Here is a 26,576-nt window from a genome sequence, read left to right on the forward strand (position 1 = left end):
GCCACCGGGGGCTTCGGTCCCCGGACCTCAAAAAAGGCGCCTCGCGGCGCCTTTTTCTTTGCCATCCGGGTGCCGGGCGCCTGCCTTCGCAGGCATCACACCAGCGCGGCGGCGATCCGGGCGGCGGTATCCTCCGGCTTCATCACCCGCTCGGCGGGCAGGCGCAAGGTCATGACGGTCCCGGCGCCGAGCGTGCTGTCGCAGGTCAGTGAGCCGCCGTGCAGCTCCATGAAGTTCTTGGAGATCGACAGCCCCAGCCCGGTGCCCTCGAACTGGCGGCTGGCCGAGTTGTCGGCCTGCCGGAAGGGCTGGAACAGATGCTCCATGAACGCCTTCGGGATGCCGATCCCGGTGTCGGCCACCGAGAGGGCGAGGGCACCGTCCTCCTCGACGCGGGCGGCCAGGGTGACGCTGCCACCGTCGGGCGTGAACTTCACCGCGTTGGACAACAGGTTCAGCAGCACTTGCTTGAAGGCGCGGCGGTCGACCCAGATGGCGGGAAGGCCGCCGGACACGCCGTTGCGCAGGTCCACCCCGCTGTCGGCGGCGCGGTCGCGGACCATGGTTAGGCACTGGGCCACCGCTTCGCAGGGGTCGATCACCTCCTCGGACAGCTCGTAGCGGCCCGCCTCGATCTTCGACATGTCGAGCACGGCGTTCACGATGTCGAGCAGATGCTTGCCGCTGTCGTGAATGTCCTTGGCGCAGGACTTCTGGCGCTCGTTCAACGAGCCGAAGAATTCGCTGTCGAGGATTTCCGAGAAGCCGATGATGGCGTTCAACGGCGTGCGCAGCTCGTGGCTCATGTTGGCCAGGAACTCGGACTTGGCGCGGTTGGCCATTTCCGCCTGGCTCTTGGAGGCGAGAAGCTCGGCCTCCTGCTGCCGGCGCTTGGTGACGTCGCGGATGACGCCGACGAAGACGCGCCGCGGTGCGCCATTCTCCTCCGGCCCGCCCTCGCCGTCCGGCCCGCCCAGCCGCAACGCGCTGACCGCCAGATTCATCGGGAAGGTGCTGCCGTCGCGGCGCAGCGCCAGAACCTCGCGGTCGTTGCCGATGATGCGCGAGCCGGCGTTCGGGCGATACTCGGCCATCGAACGGTCGTGGCCGGCGCGGAAGCCTTCCGGCAGCAGGATGTTGACGCTCTGCCCCACCACCTCCGCCTCGGCATAGCCGAACATGCGCTCCGCCGCGGGATTGAAGGTCTCGATGATGCCGCGCGAGTCGATGGTCACCACGGCGTCCACCATGGATTCCAGGATGCCGCGGATGCGACGGGAGGCGCGCTCCAGCCGGTTCTGGTCCTGCTCCCGCCGGGACTGCTGCCGCTCCACGTACCAGGTGAGCAGGGCGATCACCACCGACATGGCAAGGCCCATGGCGATCCACACCGCGCTGTCGCGCTTCCATTCGCCCAGCGCCTCGGCCTTCGGCAGGGTGGCGGCGACGGTGAAGGGATAGTCGGCGACGCGGCGGACGCTGGCGATGCTGGGGCGCCCATCGGTGGGCAGCACGGTGTCCAGCGTCGCCGCGTCCCGCGTGCGCAGCGCGGCGTCGACCTCCGGCCAATCGGCCAGCGTGGCGAGGCGCCGGCGGCCCTCGTCCCACGGGCGGTGGATCAGCACCGTGCCGTCGGCCAGCGCCAGGGTGACCGTGCCCTCCAGCCCCAGCCGCAGCCCCTCGAATCCGGCTCCCAGCCGCAGCGGGTTGATCATGGCGACGACCACCCCGGCGAAACTGCCGTCCGGGTGGGACCAGCGGCGGCTCATCGGAATGACGTAGGTGCCGGGGAAGGCCATGCTGGGGATCGGCACGCCGACGTGAAGCCCACCGTCCGACGCGCCCTCGTCCCGGTGGGCCGCGAAATAGGGGCGGCTGGTCAAATCGAAGGCCGGCGGGCTGCTGTCGGCGGAGTGGTGCAGGACGCGGCCCTGCTCGTCCACCACGATCAAGCCGGAGATCGGGCCGATGGCATCGCGGCGGTTGCGCAGAAGGGCGTTCACCGACGGCGCCGCCACAGTGCGCGCCTGCGGGTGGGTGTCCAGGACGGTGACCAGATCGGACAGCAGCAGGTCCACGCTGAACACCGTACGGACGGCCTGCTCCTCCAGGATGCGGGCGAGGTTGCGGGTCGAACGCTCGGCCCCTTGCACCGCCTCGGTGTGGCGCTGCCAGACGCCGTAGGCGATCATCGCGTTGACCACGACGATGAAGGCCACGCCCGACGCCCTCATCAGGAAGCGCACCGACCCCAGCACCTCGAACAGCCGCTCCCCCAATCCGGAGGGGGGCAACCCGGCGGGTCCCTTTCCAGAGGGCGGCAAGGTCGCGTCGCGAACCGGATTGCGGCTGGCCATGGCTGTAAACAATTCTCCGCACGCAGTCCAAGGAGGCCGGCCAAGGGGGCCGGTGAGGGACCGTCCGCGTGGCATTGCCCAACGTAAGACGGTACCGCCACCGGCCACCGCCAATCTCGCGCGAAAACCATAATGGAAGTTTAACCTTAATGCACCAATGAACCCGATCGGCCGAACGAGCGATTGCCGCTTTGCCTGACGGTCTCCGGGCGTTAAGAATTCGAACGGGTCGGGCACGGTTGCGCAAAGGAACAGGGACGATGGACAGCCAGAAAGACCGCAAAGCCGCGATCCTTGCCGCCACGCTGTCGTCGCTGTGGACCGACACCGAACCCGCCGTGCGCGAGCGCGTGACGGCCATCGCGCTCGCCGAGGCCGAGGCGATTTCAAAGGTCTTCTACGCGATCCTGCTGGACCGTCCGGACAGCAACACCTTCCTCAGCCATACGCTGGTCCAGGAACGGCTGCGCCCCTCGCTGGCGCGCTGGATCAAGGCGCTCCTCACCGCCTCCACCGACACGGCCATCGCGGCGGTTCTGGAGCAGAATTACCAGGTCGGGCTGATCCACGCCCGCATCAACATCCCGCTGACGCTGGTCAACGCCGGGATGCGGATCGTCAAGAAGGAGCTGTCCGCCCGCCTGCTCGCCGCCGACCTCAGCCGCGCCCAGACCGCGTCCGCCATCCTGTTCGTCGGCGAGCTGCTGGACACCGTGCTGGACAACATGCACGAGGCCTATCTGGGCGACCTGCTGGGCAACGTCCGCCACCAGCAATCCCTCAAGATGTTCATGAGCGGCCCCAATCTGGCGCTGGAGGGCGAGCGGCTGAAGTCCTCGCTGTTCGACTGGCTGCGCAACACGGTGGTGTCCTTCTACGCGCATGAGGACAGCAACCACGCCAGCCCGCCCGCCATCGAGTCCTCCGATTTCGGCCTGTGGCTGAACCACAAGGCGGAGCTGACCTTCGGCCGGGTGACCGAGCTGGACCTCATCCGCGACCGCACCAACCGCATCAGCGCCAAGGTGTCCGCGGCGGTGGAGGGCGGCTGGGTCACGCCCGCCTTCGTGAAGGAGCTGAACAACGACGTCACGGAGATCGCCTACGTCCTCGGCACCATCATCGAGAAGGCGATGGAGATCGAAAGCGGGCGCGACCCGCTGACCCGCCTGCTGACGCGGCGTTTCATGCCGGCGATCTTCCAGCGCGAGGTCGCCATCAGCCTGCGCCACGGCAAGCCCTTCGCCGTGCTGCTGATGGACGCCGACCATTTCAAGACGATCAACGACACGCTGGGCCATCAGGCCGGCGATTCCGTCCTGTCGGACATGGCGGAGCTGCTGCACACCCACGTCCGGGCCGGCGATTTCGTCTTCCGCTACGGCGGAGAGGAGTTTCTCATCCTGCTGACCGAGATGGACGAGGCGGCGCTGCGCGTGAAGGCCGACCAGCTGCGCCGCATGGTCGAGGAGCACCGTTTTCCCGGCGCCGGGGGTGCCGGGAACGGGCTGCGGGTCACCGCCTCGATCGGGGCGGCCCTGCACGAGGGGCACCCGGATTACGAACACACCGTCCGCCGGGCCGACGCCGCCCTCTACGAAGCCAAGCGCCAGGGACGCAACCGCGTGGTGGTTGCCTGAATGGTGGGCGCCTGAGCGCATCTGCATCCCGGCATCGGGCGTTGCCCCGCGGGGACGCATCGGCTACGTAAGACCTTTCCCTGCCGAGACCCGCGAATTCCATGTCTGACGGACCGCTTTCGCTCTACCGGGCCCGCCGCGGCACCGGAACGCTGCGCCCCGACCCCGACCAGGAGCTGGCCGCCGAGAAGCTCCAGAGCCTCTACAAGGCGCTGAAGGGCTACAGCCCGCAGCCGGCCGGGAAGGCCGGCGGGGCGAAGGCCGGCTGGCTGGAGCGGTTCGGGCTGGGCCGCCCGCGCTCCGAACCGGCGGAGGCGCCGCAGGGTCTCTACATGTACGGCGGCGTCGGGCGCGGCAAGTCGATGCTGATGGACCTGTTCTTCGACACCGCCCCGGTGGAAAAGAAGCGCCGCGTCCATTTCCACGAATTCATGCTGGAGGTGCACGAGCGCATCCACCAGCACCGCCAGTCGGGCAAGAGCAAGGGCAAGGACGCGGACGACGCCCTGCCCGAACTGGCCCGCGCACTCGCCGACGAGGCATGGCTGCTCTGCTTCGACGAGTTCCACGTCACCAACGTCGTGGACGCGATGATCCTGGGCCGGCTGTTCACCAGCCTGTTCGACCTGGGCGTGGTGGTGGTCGCGACCTCCAACTGGCCGCCGGACATGCTCTACAAGGACGGGCTCCAGCGCGAGCTGTTCCTGCCCTTCATCGCGCTGCTCAAGGAAAAGCTCGACGTTCTGGCGCTGGAAGGGCCGACCGACTATCGGCTGGACCGGCTCCAGGGCAAGCCCGTCTATTTCTGGCCGCTCGGCCCGGAGAGCGACGCCAAGATCCGCCAGACCTTCGCGACGTTGACCGACGGCGCCCGGGGCGAACCGACCCATCTGTCGGTCCAGGGCCGGAAGGTGGAGATCGCCTGCGCCGCCAAATGCGTCGCGCTGGTGGATTTCTGGAGCCTGTGCGGCAAGCCGCTGGGCGCCGCCGACTACATCGCCATCGCCACGCACTTCCACACCGTGCTGATCCACGGCGTGCCGACGATGAAGGACGAGCTGCGCAACGAGGCCAAGCGCTTCATGACGCTGATCGACGCGCTCTACGAGCACAAGGTCAACCTCGTGGTCGCCGCCGAAGGCCCACCGGAACGGCTGTACCCCGAGGGCACCCACGCCTTCGAATTCGAACGCACGGTCAGCCGCCTGATGGAGATGCAGTCCGAGAACTATTTGAAATTCCCGCACTTGACATAGCTAGGAACCGCGGTATGCGCGCTTGTGTCACGGTCGTGTCACATCGATTAGCCCCTAATGCTGTGACGCAGACAGTGGGTTCACAATTAGCCGTCGGCGTGTGACTCTGGCGGCATGGCCGAGCCCCCCTGCGTCATCGTTGAACCGAAGGACCGCGCGTTTAGCCGCGCTCATCGGTAACCGGAACCGCCCGTAGAAGCATGTGCAGCGGGCCAACATCATTCTGCTCTCGGCCGAGTGGCGGCCCGTGCTGGAGGTGGCCGGTCGGGCCGGCGTCAGTCGCCCGACGGTCTGGCGGTGGCAGGTGCGCTACGCCGAACAGGGCGTGGACGGGCTGTTGCGCGACAAGACCCGCAAACCCGGCCGGGCGCCGCTGCCGACCAGCACGGTCGCCAAGGTGCTGGCCCTGACCTGCTCGGAACCGCCCGGCGCGGTGACGCACTGGACTGGCCGGGCGGTCGCCAAAGCCGTCGGCATCAGCTTGCGCGCGGTGCAGCGCATCTGGGAGGCCAATCGCCTCCAGCCACATCGGTTGCGCACCTTCAAGCGCTCCACTGATCCTGCCTTCGCCAGCAAGGTGGAGGACATCGTCGGCTTGTACATGGACCCACCTTGCCACGCGGTGGTGCTGTCCATCGACGAGAAGAGCCAGATCCAGGCCCTCGACCGCACCCAGCCCGGTCTGCCGTTGAAACCCGGCAAGTGCGGGACGATGACGCATGATTACAAGCGCAACGGCACCACCACGCTGTTCGCCGCCCTCAACACGTTGGATGGCACGGTGGTCGGGCGCTGACTACCCAAGCACACCCACAAGGAGTTCATCACGTTCCTCAACGCCGTGGAACGGGCGGTGCCGGCGGGCAAGGTGATCCACGCCATCGTCGATAATTACGCCACCCACAAACATCCCAAGGTCCTAGCCTGGCTGGCCAATCACCCACGCTGGGTCTTCCACTTCACGCCCACATCGGCCTCGTGGATCAACGCCGTCGAGGGCTTCTTCTCCATCATCACCCGCCGGCGCATCCGGCGCGGCGTCTTCAGGTCCATGGCCGACCTGCAGGAGGCCATCGCCCGCTACATCCGCGAGCACAACAAGACGTCCAAGCCTTTCGTCTGGACCAAGCCCGCCAATGCAACTGCCCACACACCCACCCAGATCGAGCACAGTTGGGGCGCGGCACGGTTCGATGAGACACCCGTCTGCGGTAGATTGAACCGCAACCGGAGGTGTTTGAAATGGACAAGGAACAGGGGCGTAAGCCCGAGGGGGGTGCCGGAGCGCGCCCACCACGCTGGCGCAGGCGCTCCCTTGGGCGCCGACGCCAGCACGCCCCAACGCTTCTCCGCGGCCCGCAAGGTGGCGGCGGTCACGCGCCTGCTGCGCGGCGAGCCGCTCGAGGTCGTCGCCCGCGAGCTGAACGTCACCGTGGCCCGCCTGTCGCAATGGCGTGAGCGCGCCCTGGCTGGGGCGGCGTCCGCCATGAAGGAACGGGAACGCGACGAGCGCGATGAGGAGATCGCGCGCTTGAAGGCCAAGGTTGGCGAGATCACCATGGCCAACGAGCTGCTGGAGGAGAAGATCGCCGCGCTGGAGGGCCGTCACCCTTTGGCCCGGCGGAGGTCGAGACGATGAGCCGGACCACCTCACCCTCCACCGGTCGCCCCTACGGTCTGGCCCGTGTCGCCCGGATCTGGCGGGTGTCGCGCGCCACTATGTATCGCCACCGGGTGGCCGGCCCGACACCGATGCCCCGGCGACGCGGCCCACCCGGCCCCTGTGCGGATGCCGAACTGGTCGCGCACATCCGCCAGCAGATCCTCGCCTCGCGCTTCCATGGCGAGGGCTATCGGAAAATCTGGGCACGCCTGCGTCATGCGGGCGTGCGCACCTCGCCCCGCCGGGTGCGGCGGCTGATGGGCGCGCACGGGCTGCTGGCGCCGCATCGGGTCGGGCGGCCGCGCACACGAGCGCACGACGGCACCATCGTGACCGAGACGGTGAACATGATGTGGGGCACCGACATGACCGAGACGAACACCGTGGCCGAGGGCGTGGCGCGCGTCTTCATCGCGGTGGATCACGCCAACTCCGAGGTGGTGGGCATCCACGCCTCCAAGAACGGCAACCGCTTCGAGGCGCTGGAGCCGGTCCGCCAGGGCGTGCTGCGCCACTTCGGCGCCATCGGCCCGGGCGTCGCCGCCGGGCTGAAGCTGCGTCACGATCACGGCTCCAATTACATGTCCGGCGACTTCCAAGCCGAGATCAAGTGCTTGGGTATCACCAGCTCACCATCCTTCGTGCGTGAGCCGGAGGGCAACGGCGTGGCCGAGCGCTTCATCCGGACGCTCAAGGAGAATTTCCTGTGGGTCCACACCTTCGACACCATCGAGGAGTTGCGCCGCGCTCTGGTCGAGTTCGCCCGCCATTACAACGAAACCTGGCTCGTCGCCCGACATGGACACCGCACCCCAGCCCAGGTGCGCGCTGACCAACTTCGGGTTGATCGGCTGCCCGTGGCCGAGCTACCCTTGGCCGCCTGAACAAGCCCAGACGGGTGTCTCATTCCCGGGCCGCAGTTCACAGATCGAGCACAGTCTCAGCGCCGCAGAATGAGCCTACGAGGACATCTCTGGACCCAACTTAAACAGTTGAGCCACACACCGTAGCTGCGGCTCTTTGATTTCATTGAGATTTTACGCGCGATTTTCTGGATCGACTACAAAACCTGGTGCCACGCCACCGCTTGTGAGCCCCATAGATCTTGGCTTCCCACCTGCTACGCTGGTGTCCTTGTGGTGGTCGAAACGCTGGGAGAGCAGCCTAGGGCCGGGACCCATAAACGGATTCCCACGGTGGCGTCAGTGTGATTCATAGCCTCCGAAGGGAGGCTGTTTATGGATCAGGACTTTTTCTGGCTGAGCGACGCTCAGGTCTCTCGGCTTGAGCCGTTTCTGCCACGGGACACGCGGGGGAAGCCACGGGTCGATGACCGTCGGGTGATCAGCGGGATCATTCATGTGCTGATCTCCGGCTGCCGGTGGAAGGACGCTCCTGCCGTCTACGGCCCCCGTAAGACCTTGTACAACCGCTTTCAGCGGTGGGCAGCCAAAGGCATTTGGGCCACCATGTTCCACGCGTTGGCCAGTGTGGGCGGCCCACCGGCCGAGCTTCTGATCGACAGTTCAGCCGTGAAAGCACACCGCTGTGCCTCCGGCGGAAAAGGGGGGAGCGCTGCCAAGCGATCGGGAGGTCCCGCGGCGGGCGGACGACAAAAATCCACGCCCTGACCGACACCGCCTGCCGCCCCATCGCATTCCTGCTGACAGGTGGGCAGGTCGCGGACTGCACAGCCGCCGACCAATTGCTGGACCAGTTGACCGCCGCCGATCTGGTGCATGGAGACAAGGGCTACGACACCAACGCCGTGCGCCGGAAGATCGAGGCCAAGGGGGCCGCCCCCAACATCCCGCCCAAGGTCAACCGCCGTTGGAAGAGTTGCTTCTCTCCCTACCTGTACCGCAACCGTAATGCCATCGAGCGCATGTTCAACCGGTTGAAGGATTTTCGCCGTATCGCCACCCGTTACGATCGCCTCGCCGTCAACTTTCTGGCGGCCGTCCAGATCGCTGCTCTCGTCAGCTACTGGTTATGAGTCCCAGCCCTAGGGCACGGCAGGGAACTACGTGCCCTAGCGGTCCGCAACGAAGGAATGATCCGGGTCGCAATGCCCCCATTGCGACACAGGAGGCGTCGAAAAATGTTCACCGCATCCGGTTCATGGGCGACTTTACCGCCTTAAGGTAGAGGGCCCACATCGCAGCGCAGCAGGTAGCCGCTTGCGATCGTGGCATGGTGCCACGGGCCCCCGAATTTCACGAAAAATACCGCCAAGTCAAAGCTTTGGCTAATTGCCGCATTCAAGTCGGGCTGGGGTGCATTCCGAAAAGTTTTCCTACGCCCTATGCTCCTATTGCACAACTCGATATCGAACGGCATAAATCGTCCAATAGCCCTTGCCAGATAGCGCGATTTCATTGCGCAAAGGGCCATTACATGTTGCGGCGGGAAGATGAAAAAATCAGAGTTGAAGCAGGGTACAGAGCCTCAAGCGGAGCTGTTTGACGGCATTGCTCAGGCGGACGCGGATTCCATTCTTGAGCTTGTTGAAGCGGCAATGAATGCGGATTTTACCAGTCTGCGTCGTGCAGGTTCGCAATTGGTCCGACGACTCGCTGACATGGGCAAGGCCGAGCACGCAAGCCGCCTACGCAGTCTCCTGCGGCAACGCGCAGCTCCTTTGCGTACTTCTGGCTATGTAGAAGAACTGCCGGTTGATGGGCGCAGTCGCTTGCCTCTTGTTGACGAAATACCGCTCCCTAATACTCCAATTCTGATGGAGAGTACAACTGAGGCAGTGGTCGGGCGGTTCATCGACGATGCCATTAATGCTGAGAAGCTGGCTCAGGCTGGAATTGAGTCAGGGCTGAAGCTGATGCTTTCCGGCCCACCGGGCACAGGCAAAACTTTGCTCGCGGGACATATCGCCGCCCGACTTGGAAAACCATTTCACGTGGCCCGGCTCGATGCCACCATTTCCTCGATGCTGGGGGAAACGGCAAAGAACATTAGGAGTATATTTGACTATGTATCAGCTCACTCGGGCTTCATATTCCTCGATGAGATCGACGCAGTTGCAAAGATGCGTGACGATAGCCGCGAAATTGGTGAGCTAAAACGGGTCGTAAACACACTAATTCAGGGCCTCGATGACCTTGATGATAAAACCATTGTGCTGGCTGCAACCAATCACCCACAGCTTCTGGATCCGGCAATTTGGCGTCGATTTCCTTATAGAACGGAAATGAGTTTACCAAGTAGAGATCTTCGATCAGACTTGTGGCGCTTGTTCTTGGCGGATAATAACCTTAAGCCGCTCTATGAACTGCTCGGGGCGGTGTCGGAGGGCTTGTCGCCAGCGGACATTCGCGAACTCGCTTTCGCCGCTCGGCGGGCTGCAATCCTCGGCGAGAGGCCAGTCGCTATCGATGACCTTGCTCGAAGCGCTATTCTAAGCGCCGGTACAACCCTCATCCTTCCGACGGGAAAACCTTTGACCGGGGATGAGCGTCGCGCATTGACTGAAAGGTTGCTTCCGTTCAATATGGCGCGCTCTCAGATAGCAAGCCTTGTCGGCGTTTCGCGCCAAAGGGTGGACGAATATGTGCGGTCCCTTGCGGCTCATGCCTTAGAGGCACGGGCAGCAGAGAATTTGGAGACACCTAGTGGCGACGCGTCGACCAATTCTTAATCCCCTTCTTACGCTGGTTTCTGCTCCGCAGCCGAAGGCAGCGCCAGGAGGTGGAAAGAGTGCTAAAGACATTCGCCATGAGTATCTCACACAGCGCCGCAAGATGCTTGTGCAGCGCTTTTCTGAGCTGTCACATGATCCGCAACTCAAAAAGTCAGCTAAGGCTGGTCGCACGCTGCTTCGAGTTGTGATGGACGACAAATCTGCTGCGCCGAGCTATGTGCCGCGTGATGTTTTTGCATCTGAACTTGGAGCCGAACTCGTTGCTCCGTGGAGAAATGGCTATGTGGCAGAGGTGGATTCTGATGCATTGAAGCGGATGGCGCAACGCTTAAGGGCAGATCGCATTCCTATTGCGACTCAGGTTGATGTGTCGCGCATTTCATCTGTGTCATTGCTGGTTACCGACCTTCTTGAGCAGAATTTTGAGCAAATTTGGTCCAGGGCCACCGTCCTGAACGGCGACTCCCGTTTATTCATTGGTGCGCCGGCGCCATTTCGGACAGTAGCGGCGCGGAAAGAGCTTGCTGAGGAATTGATGCGTGAAGCGATCTACGAACGCCTGCGTTATGAAGAAGGAGGTGAAGAGGGCTTCGACCTAGTTGGCGAGAGCGACACTGAGGAAGCGACAACGCACGCCGTGGTGCCGGGATTTCCAGCGCAGGGGGGAGCAATAGAGGCGCTTGCTGCCGATCGAGTGCCCTTTCTTACGATTGTCTGCTCATCAGTTGCAATGCTACGACAACTGATCGCATCTGGCTCGATCGTGAAGTGGGATCCTGTTCAACCGCTTACTCCAACCCGAGCAGCTCAAATCGACTTGCCAAGGCGCCCAGTTCCAGAACTTCAGAATGCCCCTGTTGTGGGCGTCATCGATGGCGGCCTTCTTCCTGGTCGATACGAGAATGCAGTTGCTTGGAGTGAGAAGCCTTTCGTTCCTAACCGCTATGCCGCGCGGGAGCATGGAACGCACGTGGCCTCCCTTATTGTTGAGGCGGAACGCTGGGGCAATGGCCTTCAGATTCCCTCATTGCCCTGCCGCGTTGGCGTAGTACAAGCGATCGCGAATGACACTACAACGTTTCCATTCGTGCCAGAAGCCTTTCTAAGACATGTCGCTCACGCTATGGAAGCCCACCCCGAGACCCGAGTCTGGAACTTATCGGCCAACCTCGAAGGACCATGTGATCCGTTTGACGTGAGCCCCTTTGCTCATTCGCTTGCCCAGATTACTCGACGCTATGGCAATATACTGGTCATATCTGCGGGCAACCGTGCGTCAAATCATAGCTCGGATTGTCGGCTATCCGTACCCGGCGACTGTGAGGCGGCTATCGTTGTAACAGGCCGCCTTCACGACGACGGCGGCAATATTGCTCATGCGTGTCTAGACTCTCGCACTGGGCTAGGTCCGGATGGCATGCTCAAACCTGAAATGAGCTGGTTCTCGAACCACGCATTACCAGGTGGGGCTGTTCTAGTTGGAACAAGTTATGCGGCGCCATTGGTGTCGCGTGTCGCTGCGCACACGTGGAATAACCTCCGGAATCCAACTGCAGACCTAGTCAAGGCCGTGTTGATCGGTGCCAGTGATCTGGGGATATTCACACATGAGCTTGGATTCGGCAGCCCTGTTGCTCCTCATACTCCTTGGGAGTGCCCACCGGGCAATATTGTCCTAGCATGGAATGCGCAACTGGAGACGGGTGCCAGCTACTATTGGAGAGATATCGCGCTGCCTGATACCATGATTGAGGACGGTTACCTGGTCGGGCGAGTTCGGCTGACAGCAGTCTTATCTCCTGACACAACGCCACTCGGTAGTAGCAATTATTTCGCCAGCCGGCTTCAAACCAGCTTGCAATTTGAAACATTAAAAGGGGGGTGGAAAAGGCTCATTGGTGGCCTGCCAGTTGAGACAGCCGAAGGGATTGCTCGCGCTGAAGACTCGAAGTGGCAGCCTACCCGCTGCTACGAAGGGCGGTTTGTACACCCTGATGACCGACGACCTAAGGATGGGCTGATGTCGGCCCATCTCGGCGGATCACATCTCCGCGTTTTTGCGCGGGTTTTTGAAAGGGACAATTTCGCTCGAATGGGAGCATGGTCTCGCCAAGGCCGTCTTCATGAGGCAGCCTTCGTTCTGACATTTGAGGACTCCCGCGGCAATCCAGGAACCTTTGATACCTTTATCCGTGCAATGGGCAACCGCGTTGAGAGCGCGGTCATTGATCAGGATATTTCGTTGGGCGCGTAAGGACAATCCGCTTGGGTATAGCGTGTTTAGAGGAAAACCATGAAGGCGTATGCAGTTCTCGACGGGGGTGGTGTTAAAGGAGCCGCCCTTGCTGGTTGTTTGAAAGGCGCAGAAGAGTCCGGAGTTGAGTTTCTCGGCTATGGCGGAACTTCTGCTGGAAGCATTGTAGCACTTCTATCTAGTATTGGTTATACGCCAGACGAGTTGCTCGGCGTGATGTGCGACGAGCTAAACTTTGCCGATTTGCTCGATGATCAAGGCGCAGAGCTTGGCCTTTGGAGCGGCGTTATTGACGAGGTTGCGGCCGCAGAGACGAAGTTTGGCCGATACTGTGCGGCTGGAAAAATTTGGTGGGGCTATCGGAGCCGTTTGAGAGATTTGCTAAATGCCCAAGGTGTATACTCTGGGGATAAGCTGGAAACGAAGCTTCGCGAGTTGATAATTCGGAAGCATCGGTCACTAGAGAATGCGCGCGAAATTACTTTCAACCACTTGACAAAGGTCGGCTGCGCCCCCCTTAAGGTGGTAGCAGCCAATCTCCAGACACGGCGCAGCGTCGTTATGTACGATGGAGTGGAGAGTCCAACCACCAATGTTCTAACAGCGGTTAGGGCATCCTGCTCCTATCCGCTGCTGTTTAAGCCAGTAATGCTGCATAGGGCACCGTTGGTTGATGGTGGTGTTGCAAGCAACCTTCCCGTTTGGCTTTTCGATGATGAGCGTGACCGCAACGGGCTCCCTTTGGTTGCATTCGATCTGACAACGGGGTTGACCCCTAGCGCTGCGGTGCCGACAACCTACGGGCCGCGCGAGTTTCTAGTAGATATGTTAGAGACGGCCCTCGAAAGCGGCGATGCTCTCATACGGCGGAGTTCGAGTCGGCTCTTTCATATTGAAGTTCCGATCCCTCCAGAAATCCGTACCCTTGATTTCAATATAACCTCTGCGAAGCGTCGCACACTATATAATGATGGAAAGCGAGAAACGCTCTCGTTTTTTGTTCGCCGTTACGGGGTATCGCAGCCGCAAACGCTACTTCAGGATCCGGCTGAGCAGCTTGTGGCAGTGTATGGAGATAAAAATGTCTTTCTGACGGTTCTATCCGGTTTCTTACAAGAGATCAAACTGGCGTTTCCGACATCGAAATCCCTGCGCTGTAATGTCATGCTGCCTTACGGGAACAATGGCCACCGGGTGATTGTTTATCAAGTTGGCATGGATGATGATGCGGATGTCGACCTAGTGCTGGAACAAGGTGCAGGGCCCTCTGGCGACGCTATGGGGGCTGAGCGGCCAATTGTCACGGATTGGGATAAGGTGCGCGCGAAACCTGATGCGTCCAACATGACTCGGGGGCAAATTAACAAGGTCCCGAACACTCGACGTGCGGTTGCGAGCATCCCAGTTTTCGATCTCCGTCGTGCTTCGGTTGTCGTGGATGGCGTTATCACTGGATTAACGCTCGCCGGTGCATTATCTATAGACTCGGAGTTGCCGCCTAACGAGGCCGGGTGGGCTGATGAAGCAGGAATCCCGAACCATGAGTTCGTGCAGATTTTGAAACGGTGGTCCGACGTCGTCGGTCGCGTACTGAACTGAGAGAGTGCAATGGTCCCCAGCGGTATCAAACGTGACGCGAAAACGCCCTTCCGCACGCGTACTCTGGCGAATGGTACTGTCGTCGTTGAGGACGCGTACGAAGGCCGGTACGCTTATTTTAATAAGCGCATCCCTGACCCAGAAATCAAAGGAGTTCAGGTGAACTCCACAACCAGTAGCAAAACTGACCCGACCAGCCGATAACTCTTATCGGAATTGTTGGTACGGCTGGCGGCTATACATAGTCGCCAGCCGTAGTAGTTTTTGGGCGACTACACCTTTCGCGGCACTTCACGTGATGCGCGATTAGATTGCGCTATTGTGCACTCAAGAGCAGGCCGAGCGTGGGAAAGCGCGATGAACCCGCCGTAGATGGCGTGGGCGGCTCATGCGCTCAGTCAACTGTGCAACATCGAATTGCTCGCCCCGGCGGATACCGCGAACAACGTTCCGTCATCACATAACTAAGCCGGTGGACAACGCATTATATAGCGCAGTCACATACGGCTTCCAAATCCTCCAGAAGGGTGTTCGGGTTCATCGCCACCGCGTGACGCACCTTGGCCTCGTAATCGCCGACCAGCAGTGCTAGCACCCATGCTGGCGTCGCATTATTCCTCGCCACCGCCTCGCGCACTTTGAGATGGTTGTCGCCGACAAGCTGTAGGAGCACTGGTATTGGTGTCGCGCCGTTTTTCGCCACCGCCGCGCGCACGTCGGCATCGTGATCATTGGACAGCTGTGCTAGCACCGATGCTGGCGTTACATTGTTCCTCGCCACCGCCTCGCGCACCATGAGGTGGTTGTCGCTGGCCAGCTGTACCAACACTGGCTCCGGCGTCGCGCCGTTTCTCGCTACCGCCACGCGTACGTCAGCATCGTGATCATTAGCCAGCAGCGCCAGTACCCGCATCGGCGTTGTGCCGTTCTCCGCTACCAACTCGCGCACGCCATCGTCGAGGTCACCAGACAGCTGTACCAGTACCGGCACCGGCGCCGCATTGTTCCCCGCTACAGCCTGCCGCACCTTGGCATCAAGGTTACCGGCCAACCGTTCCAGCACCGGCGTTGGTGTCGCGCCGTTCTGTGCCACCGCCCAGCATACAAAGTCATCACAGTCTTCGGCCAGCTGTGCCAATATCGGTGCCGGAGTCGCACCGTTTCTCGCCACTGCCCATTGCACCTCCACCTTGTGGTCACCGGCTAGCCGCTCCAGCACCGGCGTGGGCGTCGCGCCGTTCTGCGCCACCGCCCAGCGTACCCAGTCATCACGATCGTCGGCCAGCTGTGCCAATAACGGTGACGGAGTCACACTACTTCTCGCCACTGCCTGGCGCACATTGGCATCACGGTCTCCGGCAAGCAGCATCAACGCCGGCACCGGCACCACGGCGTTCTTCGCTACTGCTTCGCGCACCACGGGCTCAGGGTCACTGACCAACATCTCCAGCACCGGCACTGGTGTCGCGTGGTTCTCCGCTACCGAACGACGCATCCAGGGCTCGGGATCACCGGCCAGCCGCTCCAGCATCAGCGCCGACGCTGCGCTGTTTCGCACCACCGCCCATTGCACCTCCGCCTTATGGTCGCCGGCTAGTCGCTCCAGTGCCGGCGTAGGCGTGGAGTCGTTCTGCGCCACCGCCCAGCGTACGAGGTCGTCACGGTCGCAGGCCAGCAATTCGAGCACAGGCGTCGGCGTCGCGCCATTCTCCGCCAGCGCATAGCGCATACCGGCGTTGAAGTTTCCGGCCAATCGCTTGAGCAAGAACGATGGAGTGAGGTTATCACTGGCCAGGGCCAAAGCCCGTAGTCCGTCTCTACCAATGTCCTCCTCCAGCTTCTGCGCGACCTCTCCCAGGTCTCCGACGGCTAGTCCGGCCCGGGTGACCAGATGCAGGGCAACCCGCATAGGACTGCGTCCTAGCCGGTGCAGCAGGGTCCGCTTGGTGGCATGGTCGCGGCCAAACCGGACAAGCCAGAGCAGGCACGCCGCGACCTCCCCCGTGCGCCCTTCGGAAGTCAACCGCGCCAACAGCAGTGCCAGCGCTTCGTCGTAACACGGGTTTTGCCAGTAGCTCTCAATCGCTTCTACCGCCCCACGCTCTGCCAGTGCAGCCGACAGAAAATATTCCTGGAAGGTCGGGTGTAGGAATGACACCATCTCACGACCGTCATCAATGGCGAGCACGCCGCTTCGGCGCAATCCGGCCAGGAGGGAATGTGGCTCCGCCACACCCGCCCCCTGTATGGACGCAGTCAGGAAGCTGGCAGGCGCTTCAACCCGCCCCAGTCCCATGCGCGCCGCAAGCGCCTGCAGCACCCGATCGCGGGCCTCGATTTCGCCGAATCTTGCCTCTGGAACCCGCTGGCTCCAAAGTGTCGCAACCGCCCTCCGGTAGAATTCAGCACGCGAGACCGGAAGCACGCCAGGATTCTCGCTCCAGACCAACGCCGCCAACCTCAGCAACAGCGGGTTACCCACGAGCGGCGCGAGCGCAGCATAACGCTCCAGGATTGCTGAGACGCGGTCGCTCTCCGTTCCCAGCCAAGACTCCAAAAGCGCGGCGCGGTCAGCGCTGGTGAGCGGTAGAATCGTTTCCTCACTGATAATCCCTATGTCGCGTAGCGCGCCGCGCCGCGCCTCCCAGACCGCCGTACGGCAGGTCATTACCACATCACCCGGCAGCGCCGCCAAACAGTGCAGCCAGTCTGCAGGAGAAACAGTGTCGGGCAATTCGTCCAGTCCGTCGAGCAGCCAGACGGGCCGGTACACGAGCTCCCCCTGGTAGATGCTCGCAGCGGCCGGGCAATGAACGTGGACATCGGTTTTGGCAAGGTTCCACAAGCAGTTGAGCAGCCCGTCCGCGTCTAACGGGGTGGCGTCTAAATTCCGCAGACGGACCAGCACTGGGACGCGGAGGTCCTCAGCTGGAGTGATATGGGACTCGCCCCACCAGCGACGAAACCATTCAATTAACAGACGTGTTTTTCCTGCACCCGGCTCCCCGAGTATCACTTGGCGATTTCTCCACCGGCCCCCTCGCCGCATCTCCTCGAAGGCCTCGCCCTCTGACCGCTCGCGCCAACGCAGATTTTTGTAGCTGAAGGTCTCGCGCCAAGCCTCGCAACCCACCTGCCGTCGTCCTTGGCCATCTTCGGAGCCCCTGCCACAGACTTCCGTTGGCACCACACGCGTGCCAAGCCTAGCAGGCCGATACGGTACAGGACTGGAGTTGGCGGGGCGGTAATTAATTGCAGTACTTGCCAACTCGTTATCGTTCCTGCGTGACGGTATGCCGCCTCCCATCGTCCTCTGCGTGACGTCTGATCCGTCGACAAAAGCGAACCTGCCGCCCAACTCCTCGACCAGTGCGGCTCGGTTGGCACTGCCCGCAGCCGCCATCATGGCCTCTGCCTTGACAATCAGCGCATCCCAGAGTTCGGGAGCGCGGCTGGCATGTTGCGGCGTCAAGACTTGCCTAAGACTAGTGATAACGTGACGACGGTCCCGCGACGTCGTCACGTGCTCGAAGTCGAAGTGAAGAAGGACAAAATGCCTGAGGAAACGCCAACAGGTGTCGTCGTCGATAGCTGCACTGGCTGCCGTTTCCAACGACGCTCGAATAGCTGCGACAAATTCTCGCATATTAGCATTGCCGACTCCGGCAATCTGGAGCTTACTGAAGAAGTCGCCTGCATCCGAAGTCTGCTGTGCCCAATTAAGCACAGTAAGTCGATCATTGTCCGCGCTCGTAACGGAGCCGACGGCAGGGCCAAGGCGGTCCCGCCCATGTCGGAAGGTATCTGCCGAGAACGTGTCCCAGCACTGCCTCATGACATCGCAGAAATTAGGGTTGTTACCGAACGCGAGAGTCCGCTTAACCTGGAGACTAAGGGTAGCCGGGCCCCTTGCCCCCTCGGCATCGACGATGATGTCGTCCAGGGCTTGCCCTTCGTAGGAGCGCTGAAGCCGCACCACCCGGGCAACACAATCCAGAAGCCCACGGACCTCGCCGCCAACCAGCATGTAAGCAAGGTAGTCGGCAGCGACGCGGCTCTCAAGATGGGTTCCGGCGCCGCCGGTGGCCAATGGGCTTGGCATGATTTGCTCTACGAGGTAACACGTCGGCGGTCGCCGATGCACGATGCATACAGTACCGAGCTCCTGCCTTCCTCGCCACAACCATCGCGGTCGAGCCGCTGTCGATCGAACTTCTCTGCTTTCATACGAATTTCTCTACTTTCATACCAAGACTCATGGATCATGACCGATGCGTCCAGTCTCGCATGCCGATGGAAATGATGGTCCAGGGCTGCTCGACGAGGATGTTCCAAGCGACGCAGCAGCGGTCGAGGATGCCCTAGACCCCATGTCCCTGCCGAGCTGAAGGTGGCTCGTCTCACGTTCTGTCGTCACCGAGGGTTGCGCCGGGTAGGCCGGCGCCGTGCCTCAGACAGAGGCGACGAGCCATGGAGCAGGATACAGCGGCGTTTGTTGCCATGGACACGCACAAAGAGACGATCGCTGTCGCGGTAGCCGAAGCTGGCCGTTCGGGAGAGGTGCGCTTCGTGGGGGAGATCCCCAATCGTGCCGACGCGGTGCGCCGGCTGATCGACAAGTTGGCCAGCAAGTATGGCCAGTTGAGCGTCTGCTACGAGGCTGGCCCGTGCAGCTACGGGCTGCATCGGCAGATCACCGAGCTGGGCCATGTCTGCATCGTGGCGGCGCCCTCGCTCATTCCGGTGCGCAGCGGCGATCGCGTCAAGACCGACCGGCGGGACGCTGTTACCCTGGCGCGGCGGCATCGCGCCGGTGAACTTACCGCCGTCTGGGTGCCCGACGCGGCGCACGAGGCCACGCGGGATCTGGTGCGTGCCCGCACGGCGGCCATGCAGGCGGTGCGCCGGGCACGCCAGCAACTTCAGGGCTTTTTGCTGCGCCACAACCGCCTCTTCACCGGGCGACGGACCTGGACGGCGGCGCATCGCCGCTGGTTGGCCGCTCAGCGGTTCGAGCATCCCGCTCAGCAGATCGTCCTGCAGGAGCTGATCGATACCATCACCGACGCCGAGCAGCGCCGCGATCGGCTCGATCGGCAGATCGAAGAGCTGGCGAGCACCTGGGCGCTACGGCCACTGATCGAGGCTCTGCAGGCCATGCGGGGCATCGCCTTCCTCTCGGCGGTGGTGCTGGTGGCCGAGATCGGCGACTTCCGCCGCTTTGCCAATCCCCGCCAGCTCATGGCCTACCTGGGCCTGGTGCCATCCGAGCATTCCAGCGGCCGCAAGGTCCAGCGCACTGGCATCACCAAGGCCGGCAACACGCGCGTGCGGCGCATTCTGGTCGAGGGCGCGTGGAGCTACCGTTGGCCGGCGCGAGTAACCAAAGAGATCCGACCGCGACTGGAAGCGCTGCCCAAGGCGGTGCGGGCCATCGCGTGGAAGGCTCAGATACGGTTGTGTGCGCAGTTCCGCCGGCTCACCGCCACAGGCAAGAACCGCAACGTGGTGATCACCGCGATCGCCCGGGAGATGGTGGCCTTTGCCTGGGCGATTGCCCGCGAAGTGCAGTCGGCCGGGGCCGCCTAAACACTTGGAGGTGAAGAGCAGACGCGCAGAGGAGGACAGATCGGCTTAGCACCATAAGACTGCCGCGTATGGTTGGAGGCGGAGCTCGCCAGGGGAGCCCTCGTGACCTACTCTGTGGCCGCTTTGCGACGCCCGCTCCCAGACCGAGGCAGCCCTGAGACGGAACACGGTCCGGTAGCCAACCCGCGCATCAGAGTTTGATCAGCCGCCGTCTCGACCGCTCCGCCTTCTGCCATGCGCGCCAGCTTCCGGGCCTTGGCCGGTCACCGGAGACGAGCGCCTGTGCCTACACTCTTGAAACGGGACCTGAGAGTGCTCAGACACATTCGAAAGATTCACCGAACTGCACTCTGCAGGAGCCTCATAGCAGTCAACGGTCAAGTCAAACGCAGAGCCTACGCTGCATCTTCTGAAAGCGTCTGAGCAGCAAATTCTGTGCTCATCACAAAAATTTCATCTCTGTACCAATCCCCCAATTCTTGAGCTGCAGATCGGCAACGCGCCGGGAGCCTAGGTAATTGGGGGATAAATGTATCTGCTCCTGCGGCACAACAAAATAGTGTGACAGTCTGCTCTTCAAACGATCATAGGATATCTTCTCGGGAAGAGCCTCCGCATTCAATGCTTCGTCACATCGTTCGGTCAGAAGAATATCGCCGATGCGCAGCGCCGTGACAGACTCATCTTCAGAGAAGTCGATGTTGATTGCCCGCGCAACGGGCTGCTTAGATGGGATAGCCATATAATAATCCTTATAGGGTGAAAGGCAATCGCGAATAAACGCTATTGAAGCGTGAAGACGCGACTCATACTGAACCCTGAACAGATCGGATATTCTCTCGCTTTTTGGTCTATGCCTTATCTGGCCAGTTTTATCAAAATATGCCTCGAAAAGTGCGCCCGCGCAGACTGCAACAGCAAGGTCTACATTCACGTTGCGTGTCTCGTAACCGATGTTCTGGATGATCTCGATCGGTTTACTGGCACTTCCACAAGCGGCTTGATATAAATTCCGGCCATAGAGAAAAGCTTGGAGCATGCTTGATTCACCCCGCCTCAAGCACTTGAGCCCCACGCCAGACGCAGGGTTTTGTATATACCAGTTATAGGACTTCAGATCACTTATGGCGACATCCATTTCCTTGAAGCCGTCTGGGTCACCAGAGTAAATGGAATCCGCTTTTGCCTGATCCGGTAGGTATTGTAAAAACTCTGGAACTTCTTCCTGGTTCAAAGGCAACGGAACGTCGGTACTCGGCGCCTTCTCCGCCTCAAGTTCTTTTTCTTTGTCTTCTGCTGGCCGTTGCGCTCTGTCACGGTCGTGATCTGCATTGTCTCGTACATCGTCGTGTCGATTGATTTCTGATCGTTCAAGCATCTCTTCCGGCCGACGATCTCCATCGGTCGAGTCCGCTGCGCTCTCAGCTATGGCCTCCACAACCGCTTCTGTTTCCGCAGCTTCCAATGCCGCCGTTTCCTCAATTTGAATAGCGCGCGCCAGTTCAGTAAGGGTAAACCCCAAAGGTTGTTTGCTCGCTAACCAAGCCAGTTGCGGAATCGTGAGTATATGAAAACTTTCGACGCCCGCACGTTTGACGGCCTCGTGCACGAGAAGAGGGTGCGCTACCGTTACCCGGAGATCACCTTTTTCCAAGTGCTTCGTCTCGTTTGGCTTGATCTTGCCATCTATGTCTTTGACTTTCAGCGGGGTGTACGACCAATCAATCTTTTGGTCGTGCGTCAGCATGATGACGGCTTTGATGTCCTGGACGGCGCCCACAGGTTTGGTGCAGTAGGCGAGGATTTCCTCCCAAATGATGAAGTCGCCGAACCGATTGGCTCCGGAAAGCTCAGCGGCCCTGACATCCTCATCCTCATCCGGTGAGGATCGGTCGCCAGAGCGCTTCTCCTTTGTCAGATCCTTGAATCCGGGTGGCATGCGTGCCTCGGCGCGCGCATTGAATTCTCGCTGGAGCTGCATCATGTCGCGATAGATATCGGTGTCTATCGTTAGTTCATTGAATATCGGAATTAGCTCGGCATCTAGATCTTCCACACTGGTCTGCTTAGAAATGGGCTTTATAACGCGATCCATGCTGTTTAGTGCGTCTCCTAGAGTAGCTAAGTACTCCGCGCGCGAAGCAAAGCCATTTGCTTTTGCCAGGGCATCATCGCTTAAGAGGTAGGCCCATGACTTCACCTGCCTAAGCAAAGAAGGAAGAGATCTCAGTTGATGACGGTTGGGCAACAGGGCGGCAGTGTCCCGGCGATGCTTTGAGAACTCATGAATAACGCGCCGCGGAATATGGATTTTTCCCGCCTGAGGGCCACCTCTTATCCAGTCGATGACCTCTTTCCGCGCTGCTTTGTGCAAACGGTACAGCCAAATCAGCGTTGAGGTGTCAAGAAAAATGCGGGTTTGTGGAGATTTAAGGGCGGAAGCGACAGAATTATTAAGCTCTCCCCTATCGAAAGGCTCCACGATTAGAGGCACTGCAGGCACCATAACTTACCACTCCCTTGCCTATCGAAATCAACCATCGTCCGATCAAACAGGAACAGTTGACCTTATCTCTGTGTCCGCCATGATCCACCTGGATACACAGCGCATCATAACCGTGTCCGATCGAAACGATTACGGTGATAATCGGGATCTGTCAAAAGGGTTAATATTAATCTTAAAGCGATTGGCGCAAATGGAAGCGTCCTCAGGGAGATTCAAGCCGCGCCCCGGCGACGTAGGAACTGCGCACCCGAAGGGCGTTATCTCGCGAACGGATTAGGGCACGGCAGGGAACTATCTGCCCGGACTGAAAGTGGTTTGGAGGCAACCACGCTGCCCCAGCAGTGATTGGAGCTGCCAATGTCCTCTTTTGCTGTCCATCCGTGTGGCTGTCCGCGCTGCCGGGCCGGTGAGCCGCACCGGGATCGTGCCCTTCACGAGCACATCAACGTGCTGATCAGTCGTCTGGATGAGCAGCAGCGCCGCTGGTTCGTCGCGCTCGAAGCCGAGCGCCTCGGCCGCGGCGGGGAGATGCTGCTGGCCCAGATCACCGGTCTGAACCGGCGGACCATTCGGCGCGGCCGCCGCGAACTTGCAGCCGGATTGGCCGAGCGCCCAACCGAGCGCGTCCGCGCCCCTGGTGGCGGGCGTCCGGCGCGGAAGGTGCAGGATCCGGAGCTTGTTCCGGCTCTGGAGACGCTACTCGGCCCCGAGACCGCCGGTGCCCCCATGGGCCGCCGGGCCAAGGGCAAGCGCAGCTCCCTACGGCACCTGAGCGCCGCGCTGAGTGCGGCCGGGCACCCGGCGAGCCGGCCGACGGTGGCGCGCCTGCTGCGTCAGCTCGGCTACTCGCCCAAGATCAACGCTCGGCGCACGGAAGCCCGCAGTTCGCCTCCCGAGCGCGACGCCCAGTTCCAGCACATTGCCGAGCAACGGGCGCAGTTCCAAGCCGCCGGCGAGCCGATCATCAGTGTTGATACGAAAAAAAGGAGTTGATCGGTAATTACAAGAACGCCGGCCGTGCTTGGTGCCGGACGGCCGAGGGCGTGCTGGTGCATGACTGGCCGCAGGATGCCGTCAGTCAAGCGATCTCCTACGGCATTTTCGATCGGACGAGCAATCGCGGCTTCGTGTGCATCGGTGACTGTTTCGATACACCGCGCTTTGCGGTCGAGGCGATCGGGGACTGGTGGGCCAATGAAGGCAGCCACCGCTTCCCACAGGCCGAGCGCCTGCTGATCCTGGCCGACGCCGGCGGTTCAAACAGCTGCCGCTCGCGCGTCTGGAAAGCGCAACTCCAGGAACAGCTCTGCGATCCCTGCGGGCTGGAGGTCACGGTGTGCCACTATCCCAGCGGCTGCTCGAAGTGGAACCCGATCGAGCATCGGCTCTTCAGCTTCATCAGTCTGAACTGGGCCGGTGTCCCGTTGCGCACCTTCGACACCGTCGTGCGCTACATCGCTGGAACTGTTACCGCCGCCGGGCTGCGCGTGACGGCCCTTCTCAAGCGCGGTGGCAACGAGACCGGGGAGCGCGTCTCCGACGAGGACATGCGACAGCTCCGCTTGGCGCCGCACACCGTCTGCCCGGCGTGGAACTACACCCTATCGCCACGAACCAACGGGGATGATGAATGAGCAGATAGTTCCCTGCCGTGCCCTAGTTCGAAATGCGCCTCATCGCCTTGGATGAAATGAAGCGGGACGGGTTGTCGACCGTCGCGATGAAGATCACCACGGCCGGCGGCCCCACGCCGGGCAAGGCCATAAACCGCCGACAGACCGCATTGGTGCGCACGATCGCCAGCATCTTGCGATGCAGGCGCGTGAACTCGCTGTGCAATCCTGCCCTGGCCGTCAGCATGGCGCCAACGACCTCCTCCAGCATAGCATGCGCCCTTGACCAGTTCCTCAACCCGGGCGGAAGAGCGCCCCTTGCTGTCCTCGCCGACCTTCAGCCCAAAGCCGCGCAGGAGGCCGCGGATGCTGAACTCCACGTCGCGCAGCTTAACCTGTATTCCTGGATCATAGAGGTCAGCTCATCTCATTAATCCCATAAACTCTGTGCGCCATAATCCAATAATCAATATCGGATCGGTCGTAAACTATCCGGCGAGCGCCCAAGCGAATGAAGGCTGGACCTTCCCCATTTTGGCGAAGCCGCTGCAACGTCCGAGTGCTTAGTCTAGTAAATTCGGCCACCTCTCGCTCGGTTAGATAGCGCTTCTCTTCAATATTCGTATCGTCACTGTTCATTTGCATTGAACTCCGACGCATTCTGCCGGTCGTCCCGGCGTTGACGGAACCTCACCCCTTCGCCCCCGCCGTTCTCCGGGATGAACTCGATCCCGGCAGCGCCGAGCGCCTTCTGGATCACTTCAACGGTGGAGGCCATGGCGGATACCTTGCCGCGGACCTTCTCCAGGCGCTTCACGGTTTCGAGGGACACGCCTGCGGCAGCAGCCAATTCCTTCTGTTCCCAGCGCAAAAGTGCGCGGGCGGCTCTAATCTGCTCCCCAGTCAACATGACGAATTACCCCTCAGGTGTATTACATTGCACCTCAGGTGTTGACTTCTGAGGTATCGCGGCTTACACCTCAGGGGTATCCCGAACCACCTAGAAGGTCAATACGATCATGCAGCAGATTTGCAACGCACCTGTTGGGCGCGAACAGTCGAAACTTGCCGATTCTCCCCGCCTCGATGACCGCCTGATCGCCTTTGGCCTGCTTTGGGAAGATGCCAATGCCCAAATCGAGATGCTGGAGCGACAGGGCGCCGCCCAGCAGACGGTATCTACAACGCCATGCAGGGCCTGACGCTGGACGGTGACCACCTGACCGGCTGGGGCAAGCGGCAGCGTTGCAGTGACGATGTCGCAGCAAGGGTGAAACAGCACCGCGAGCGGACGAAACAGGAGCGTAACGTTACACCCGCCGAAGGTAACGTTACAGGAACGGATTTCCCTCTGCGCGCGCAGACTCCAGATTCAGAACATATACAGATTCCTCCGCCGCCAAGTGCAGAAACCTCTGTGCGCGTGAAGGGCGCTGATGGGGCGGCGGCGGTGGCCAATCGCTTCCTGGAACTGCGTGAGGAGCGTTGGCCGAACGACACGCGCTTTCCTGCCCCGCTGATCACGCTGCGCACCGAGGCGCAGCAATTCCTGGACAGCGGTGGCACGGTCGAGCTGCTGGGTGAGGTTTTGGAGCGTGGCATGGCGACCTGGAAAAGCCCGTCGCCCCCACGCAGCCTCCGTGCCTTCGCCGACTCCGTCGCCGACCGTGTCGCCGAGTTCAAACGCGCCTCCGAACAGCCCGTTGCCCGTCCGGCGAACAAATCCGTCGCAATCATGGCGCCCGGCATCATCGACCGCATGACCCGCATCCGCGGCCGGCTGCGCCTCTACCGCGATACCGGCAAGTGGGACTACGGCAGCGACCCGGCGCCGACGCACCCGCGCTGCGGCATTCCCCTCCAGGTCCTTGAGGAGGAGCTGGGCCAGGATTTCGTGGACAAGCATCACCGCGGCGCGGCGTGACCGAAACCGAGAAATGGGAAACCGTGAAAGTGGGAGAACCAAAAATGGGAGAGCCCAAAATGGGAAGCGATCGGGAGAATCAAAATTCCGAGCCCGCGCTGATCTCGACCAAACAGAGTGCTGCGCTGGAAGTGTTTTTCGCTCAGCCCGTCGATGGTGCCCGCTACACCAGTCCGCCGCCTACCCGCACAAACGTGCAAGCCCCAAGCCGTTTCCTCAGGTCCGTGATGTACCGAGTCACAGGCTCGAGAATGGCGAGTTCATCGAGCGAGCCAGTGATCTCAGAGATTCATCGACGGCGCAATTCGGTACATCACCAACCCCAACTCGGTATAACGCGGACCTCACGCTTTGGAACATCGTTCCTGCGCGTGGTCGAGCGCGCCGGCGGACCGTAGTTCGTCGCGGTGGCGGGGTGCCGCTGGGCCCGTGGGCACAATCACCGTGAGGTCCGCGATGTACCGAGTTGAGGTTAGCGAAATACCGAGTCACAGTCTCAGAGATGGCGGTTCCGTTCGGC

13 protein-coding genes and 5 pseudogenes are annotated in these 26,576 nt (G+C 61.4%); 12 read left to right on the forward strand and 6 right to left on the reverse strand.

Going from position 1 to position 26,576, the window contains the following annotated elements:
• Positions 1-95 precede the first annotated feature (95 nt).
• The gene (locus tag ACWPN7_RS16580; RefSeq protein ID WP_349621999.1) at positions 96-2,357 is read right to left on the reverse strand and encodes an ATP-binding protein; all 2,262 of its coding nucleotides are present in this window, start codon (positions 2,355-2,357) and stop codon (positions 96-98) included.
• 260 nt (positions 2,358-2,617) lie between these two features.
• Between ACWPN7_RS16580 and ACWPN7_RS16585 the strand changes: the two genes are divergently transcribed.
• The 8 genes and pseudogenes from ACWPN7_RS16585 (at position 2,618) to ACWPN7_RS16620 (ending at position 14,424) form a co-directional block, all read left to right on the forward strand.
• Complete coding sequence (locus ACWPN7_RS16585; RefSeq protein WP_459197697.1) at positions 2,618-3,997, forward strand: GGDEF domain-containing protein; 1,380 nt, start codon at positions 2,618-2,620, stop codon at positions 3,995-3,997.
• A gap of 101 nt (positions 3,998-4,098) precedes the next feature.
• On the forward strand, positions 4,099-5,253 hold the full coding sequence (zapE, locus tag ACWPN7_RS16590) for a cell division protein ZapE (protein WP_492273369.1): 1,155 nt from the start codon (positions 4,099-4,101) through the stop codon (positions 5,251-5,253).
• Positions 5,254-5,392: 139 nt separating this feature from the next.
• Positions 5,393-6,391, forward strand: a pseudogene (locus ACWPN7_RS16595) (IS630 family transposase); the annotation flags it as partial.
• Between the two features lie 177 nt (positions 6,392-6,568).
• Positions 6,569-7,800 (forward strand): annotated as a pseudogene (locus ACWPN7_RS16600) (IS3 family transposase).
• Between the two features lie 354 nt (positions 7,801-8,154).
• A pseudogene (locus ACWPN7_RS16605) lies at positions 8,155-8,912 on the forward strand (IS5 family transposase).
• 417 nt (positions 8,913-9,329) lie between these two features.
• Positions 9,330-10,568, forward strand: a complete 1,239-nt coding sequence (locus tag ACWPN7_RS16610) for an AAA family ATPase (protein WP_492273370.1) — start codon at positions 9,330-9,332, stop codon at positions 10,566-10,568.
• A complete protein-coding gene (locus ACWPN7_RS16615) occupies positions 10,543-12,825 on the forward strand; it encodes a S8 family serine peptidase (RefSeq protein WP_492273371.1) in 2,283 nt (760 codons plus the stop codon). Before ACWPN7_RS16610 ends, ACWPN7_RS16615 begins: the two co-directional genes overlap by 26 nt.
• A gap of 39 nt (positions 12,826-12,864) precedes the next feature.
• Positions 12,865-14,424: a patatin-like phospholipase family protein gene (locus tag ACWPN7_RS16620; RefSeq protein WP_492273372.1), complete on the forward strand. Its 1,560-nt coding sequence runs from the start codon at positions 12,865-12,867 to the stop codon at positions 14,422-14,424.
• 484 nt (positions 14,425-14,908) lie between these two features.
• On the opposite strand, the gene ACWPN7_RS16625 is transcribed toward ACWPN7_RS16620, so the two are convergent.
• Positions 14,909-18,526 (reverse strand): hypothetical protein, encoded by a 3,618-nt coding sequence (locus ACWPN7_RS16625; protein ID WP_492273373.1) that lies wholly within the window; start codon positions 18,524-18,526, stop codon positions 14,909-14,911.
• 368 nt (positions 18,527-18,894) lie between these two features.
• On the opposite strand from ACWPN7_RS16625, the gene ACWPN7_RS16630 reads away from it, so the two are divergent.
• The gene (locus ACWPN7_RS16630) at positions 18,895-20,013 is read left to right on the forward strand and encodes an IS110 family RNA-guided transposase (RefSeq protein WP_492273374.1); all 1,119 of its coding nucleotides are present in this window, start codon (positions 18,895-18,897) and stop codon (positions 20,011-20,013) included.
• 442 nt (positions 20,014-20,455) lie between these two features.
• Here the strand turns inward: ACWPN7_RS16630 and ACWPN7_RS16635 are convergent, their stop codons facing one another.
• A complete protein-coding gene (locus ACWPN7_RS16635; RefSeq protein ID WP_492273375.1) occupies positions 20,456-22,519 on the reverse strand; it encodes a PIN-like domain-containing protein in 2,064 nt (687 codons plus the stop codon).
• 726 nt (positions 22,520-23,245) lie between these two features.
• On the opposite strand from ACWPN7_RS16635, the pseudogene ACWPN7_RS16640 reads away from it, so the two are divergent.
• Positions 23,246-24,153 (forward strand): annotated as a pseudogene (locus tag ACWPN7_RS16640) (ISAzo13 family transposase).
• 46 nt (positions 24,154-24,199) lie between these two features.
• Here ACWPN7_RS16640 and ACWPN7_RS16645 read toward each other — a convergent pair.
• The 3 genes and pseudogenes from ACWPN7_RS16645 to ACWPN7_RS16655 form a co-directional block, all read right to left on the reverse strand.
• Positions 24,200-24,533, reverse strand: a pseudogene (locus tag ACWPN7_RS16645) (IS110 family transposase); the annotation flags it as partial.
• Between the two features lie 16 nt (positions 24,534-24,549).
• Positions 24,550-24,792: a helix-turn-helix transcriptional regulator gene (locus tag ACWPN7_RS16650; RefSeq protein WP_492273376.1), complete on the reverse strand. Its 243-nt coding sequence runs from the start codon at positions 24,790-24,792 to the stop codon at positions 24,550-24,552.
• Positions 24,761-25,042 carry a helix-turn-helix domain-containing protein gene (locus ACWPN7_RS16655; RefSeq protein ID WP_492273377.1) on the reverse strand — a complete coding sequence of 94 codons (282 nt, stop codon included), beginning with the start codon at positions 25,040-25,042 and terminating at the stop codon, positions 24,761-24,763. Before ACWPN7_RS16655 ends, ACWPN7_RS16650 begins: the two co-directional genes overlap by 32 nt.
• 109 nt (positions 25,043-25,151) lie before the next feature.
• Here ACWPN7_RS16655 and ACWPN7_RS16660 point away from each other — a divergent pair, with 109 nt between their 5' ends.
• Positions 25,152-25,334 carry a hypothetical protein gene (locus tag ACWPN7_RS16660; protein WP_492273378.1) on the forward strand — a complete coding sequence of 61 codons (183 nt, stop codon included), beginning with the start codon at positions 25,152-25,154 and terminating at the stop codon, positions 25,332-25,334.
• Between the two features lie 221 nt (positions 25,335-25,555).
• On the forward strand, positions 25,556-26,056 hold the full coding sequence (locus tag ACWPN7_RS16665) for a hypothetical protein (RefSeq protein ID WP_492273379.1): 501 nt from the start codon (positions 25,556-25,558) through the stop codon (positions 26,054-26,056).
• The last annotated feature ends 520 nt before the right edge of the window (positions 26,057-26,576 follow it).

This window comes from Azospirillum sp. UENF 312511 (assembly GCF_058780635.1).

Bases quoted from the DNA above. Each gene is read 5' to 3' on its own strand.
- zapE (WP_492273369.1), top strand. From the start codon at position 4,099: ATGTCTGACGGACCGCTTTCGCTCTACCGGGCCCGCCGCGGCACCGGA.
- ACWPN7_RS16620 (WP_492273372.1), top strand. From the start codon at position 12,865: ATGAAGGCGTATGCAGTTCTCGACGGGGGTGGTGTTAAAGGAGCCGCC.
- ACWPN7_RS16660 (WP_492273378.1), top strand. From the start codon at position 25,152: ATGCAGCAGATTTGCAACGCACCTGTTGGGCGCGAACAGTCGAAACTT.
- ACWPN7_RS16630 (WP_492273374.1), top strand. From the start codon at position 18,895: ATGGAGCAGGATACAGCGGCGTTTGTTGCCATGGACACGCACAAAGAG.
- ACWPN7_RS16655 (WP_492273377.1), bottom strand. From the start codon at position 25,042: ATGTTGACTGGGGAGCAGATTAGAGCCGCCCGCGCACTTTTGCGCTGG.
- ACWPN7_RS16635 (WP_492273375.1), bottom strand. From the start codon at position 22,519: ATGGTGCCTGCAGTGCCTCTAATCGTGGAGCCTTTCGATAGGGGAGAG.
- ACWPN7_RS16610 (WP_492273370.1), top strand. From the start codon at position 9,330: ATGAAAAAATCAGAGTTGAAGCAGGGTACAGAGCCTCAAGCGGAGCTG.
- ACWPN7_RS16650 (WP_492273376.1), bottom strand. From the start codon at position 24,792: ATGCGTCGGAGTTCAATGCAAATGAACAGTGACGATACGAATATTGAA.
- ACWPN7_RS16585 (WP_459197697.1), top strand. From the start codon at position 2,618: ATGGACAGCCAGAAAGACCGCAAAGCCGCGATCCTTGCCGCCACGCTG.
- ACWPN7_RS16625 (WP_492273373.1), bottom strand. From the start codon at position 18,526: ATGCCAAGCCCATTGGCCACCGGCGGCGCCGGAACCCATCTTGAGAGC.
- ACWPN7_RS16580 (WP_349621999.1), bottom strand. From the start codon at position 2,357: ATGGCCAGCCGCAATCCGGTTCGCGACGCGACCTTGCCGCCCTCTGGA.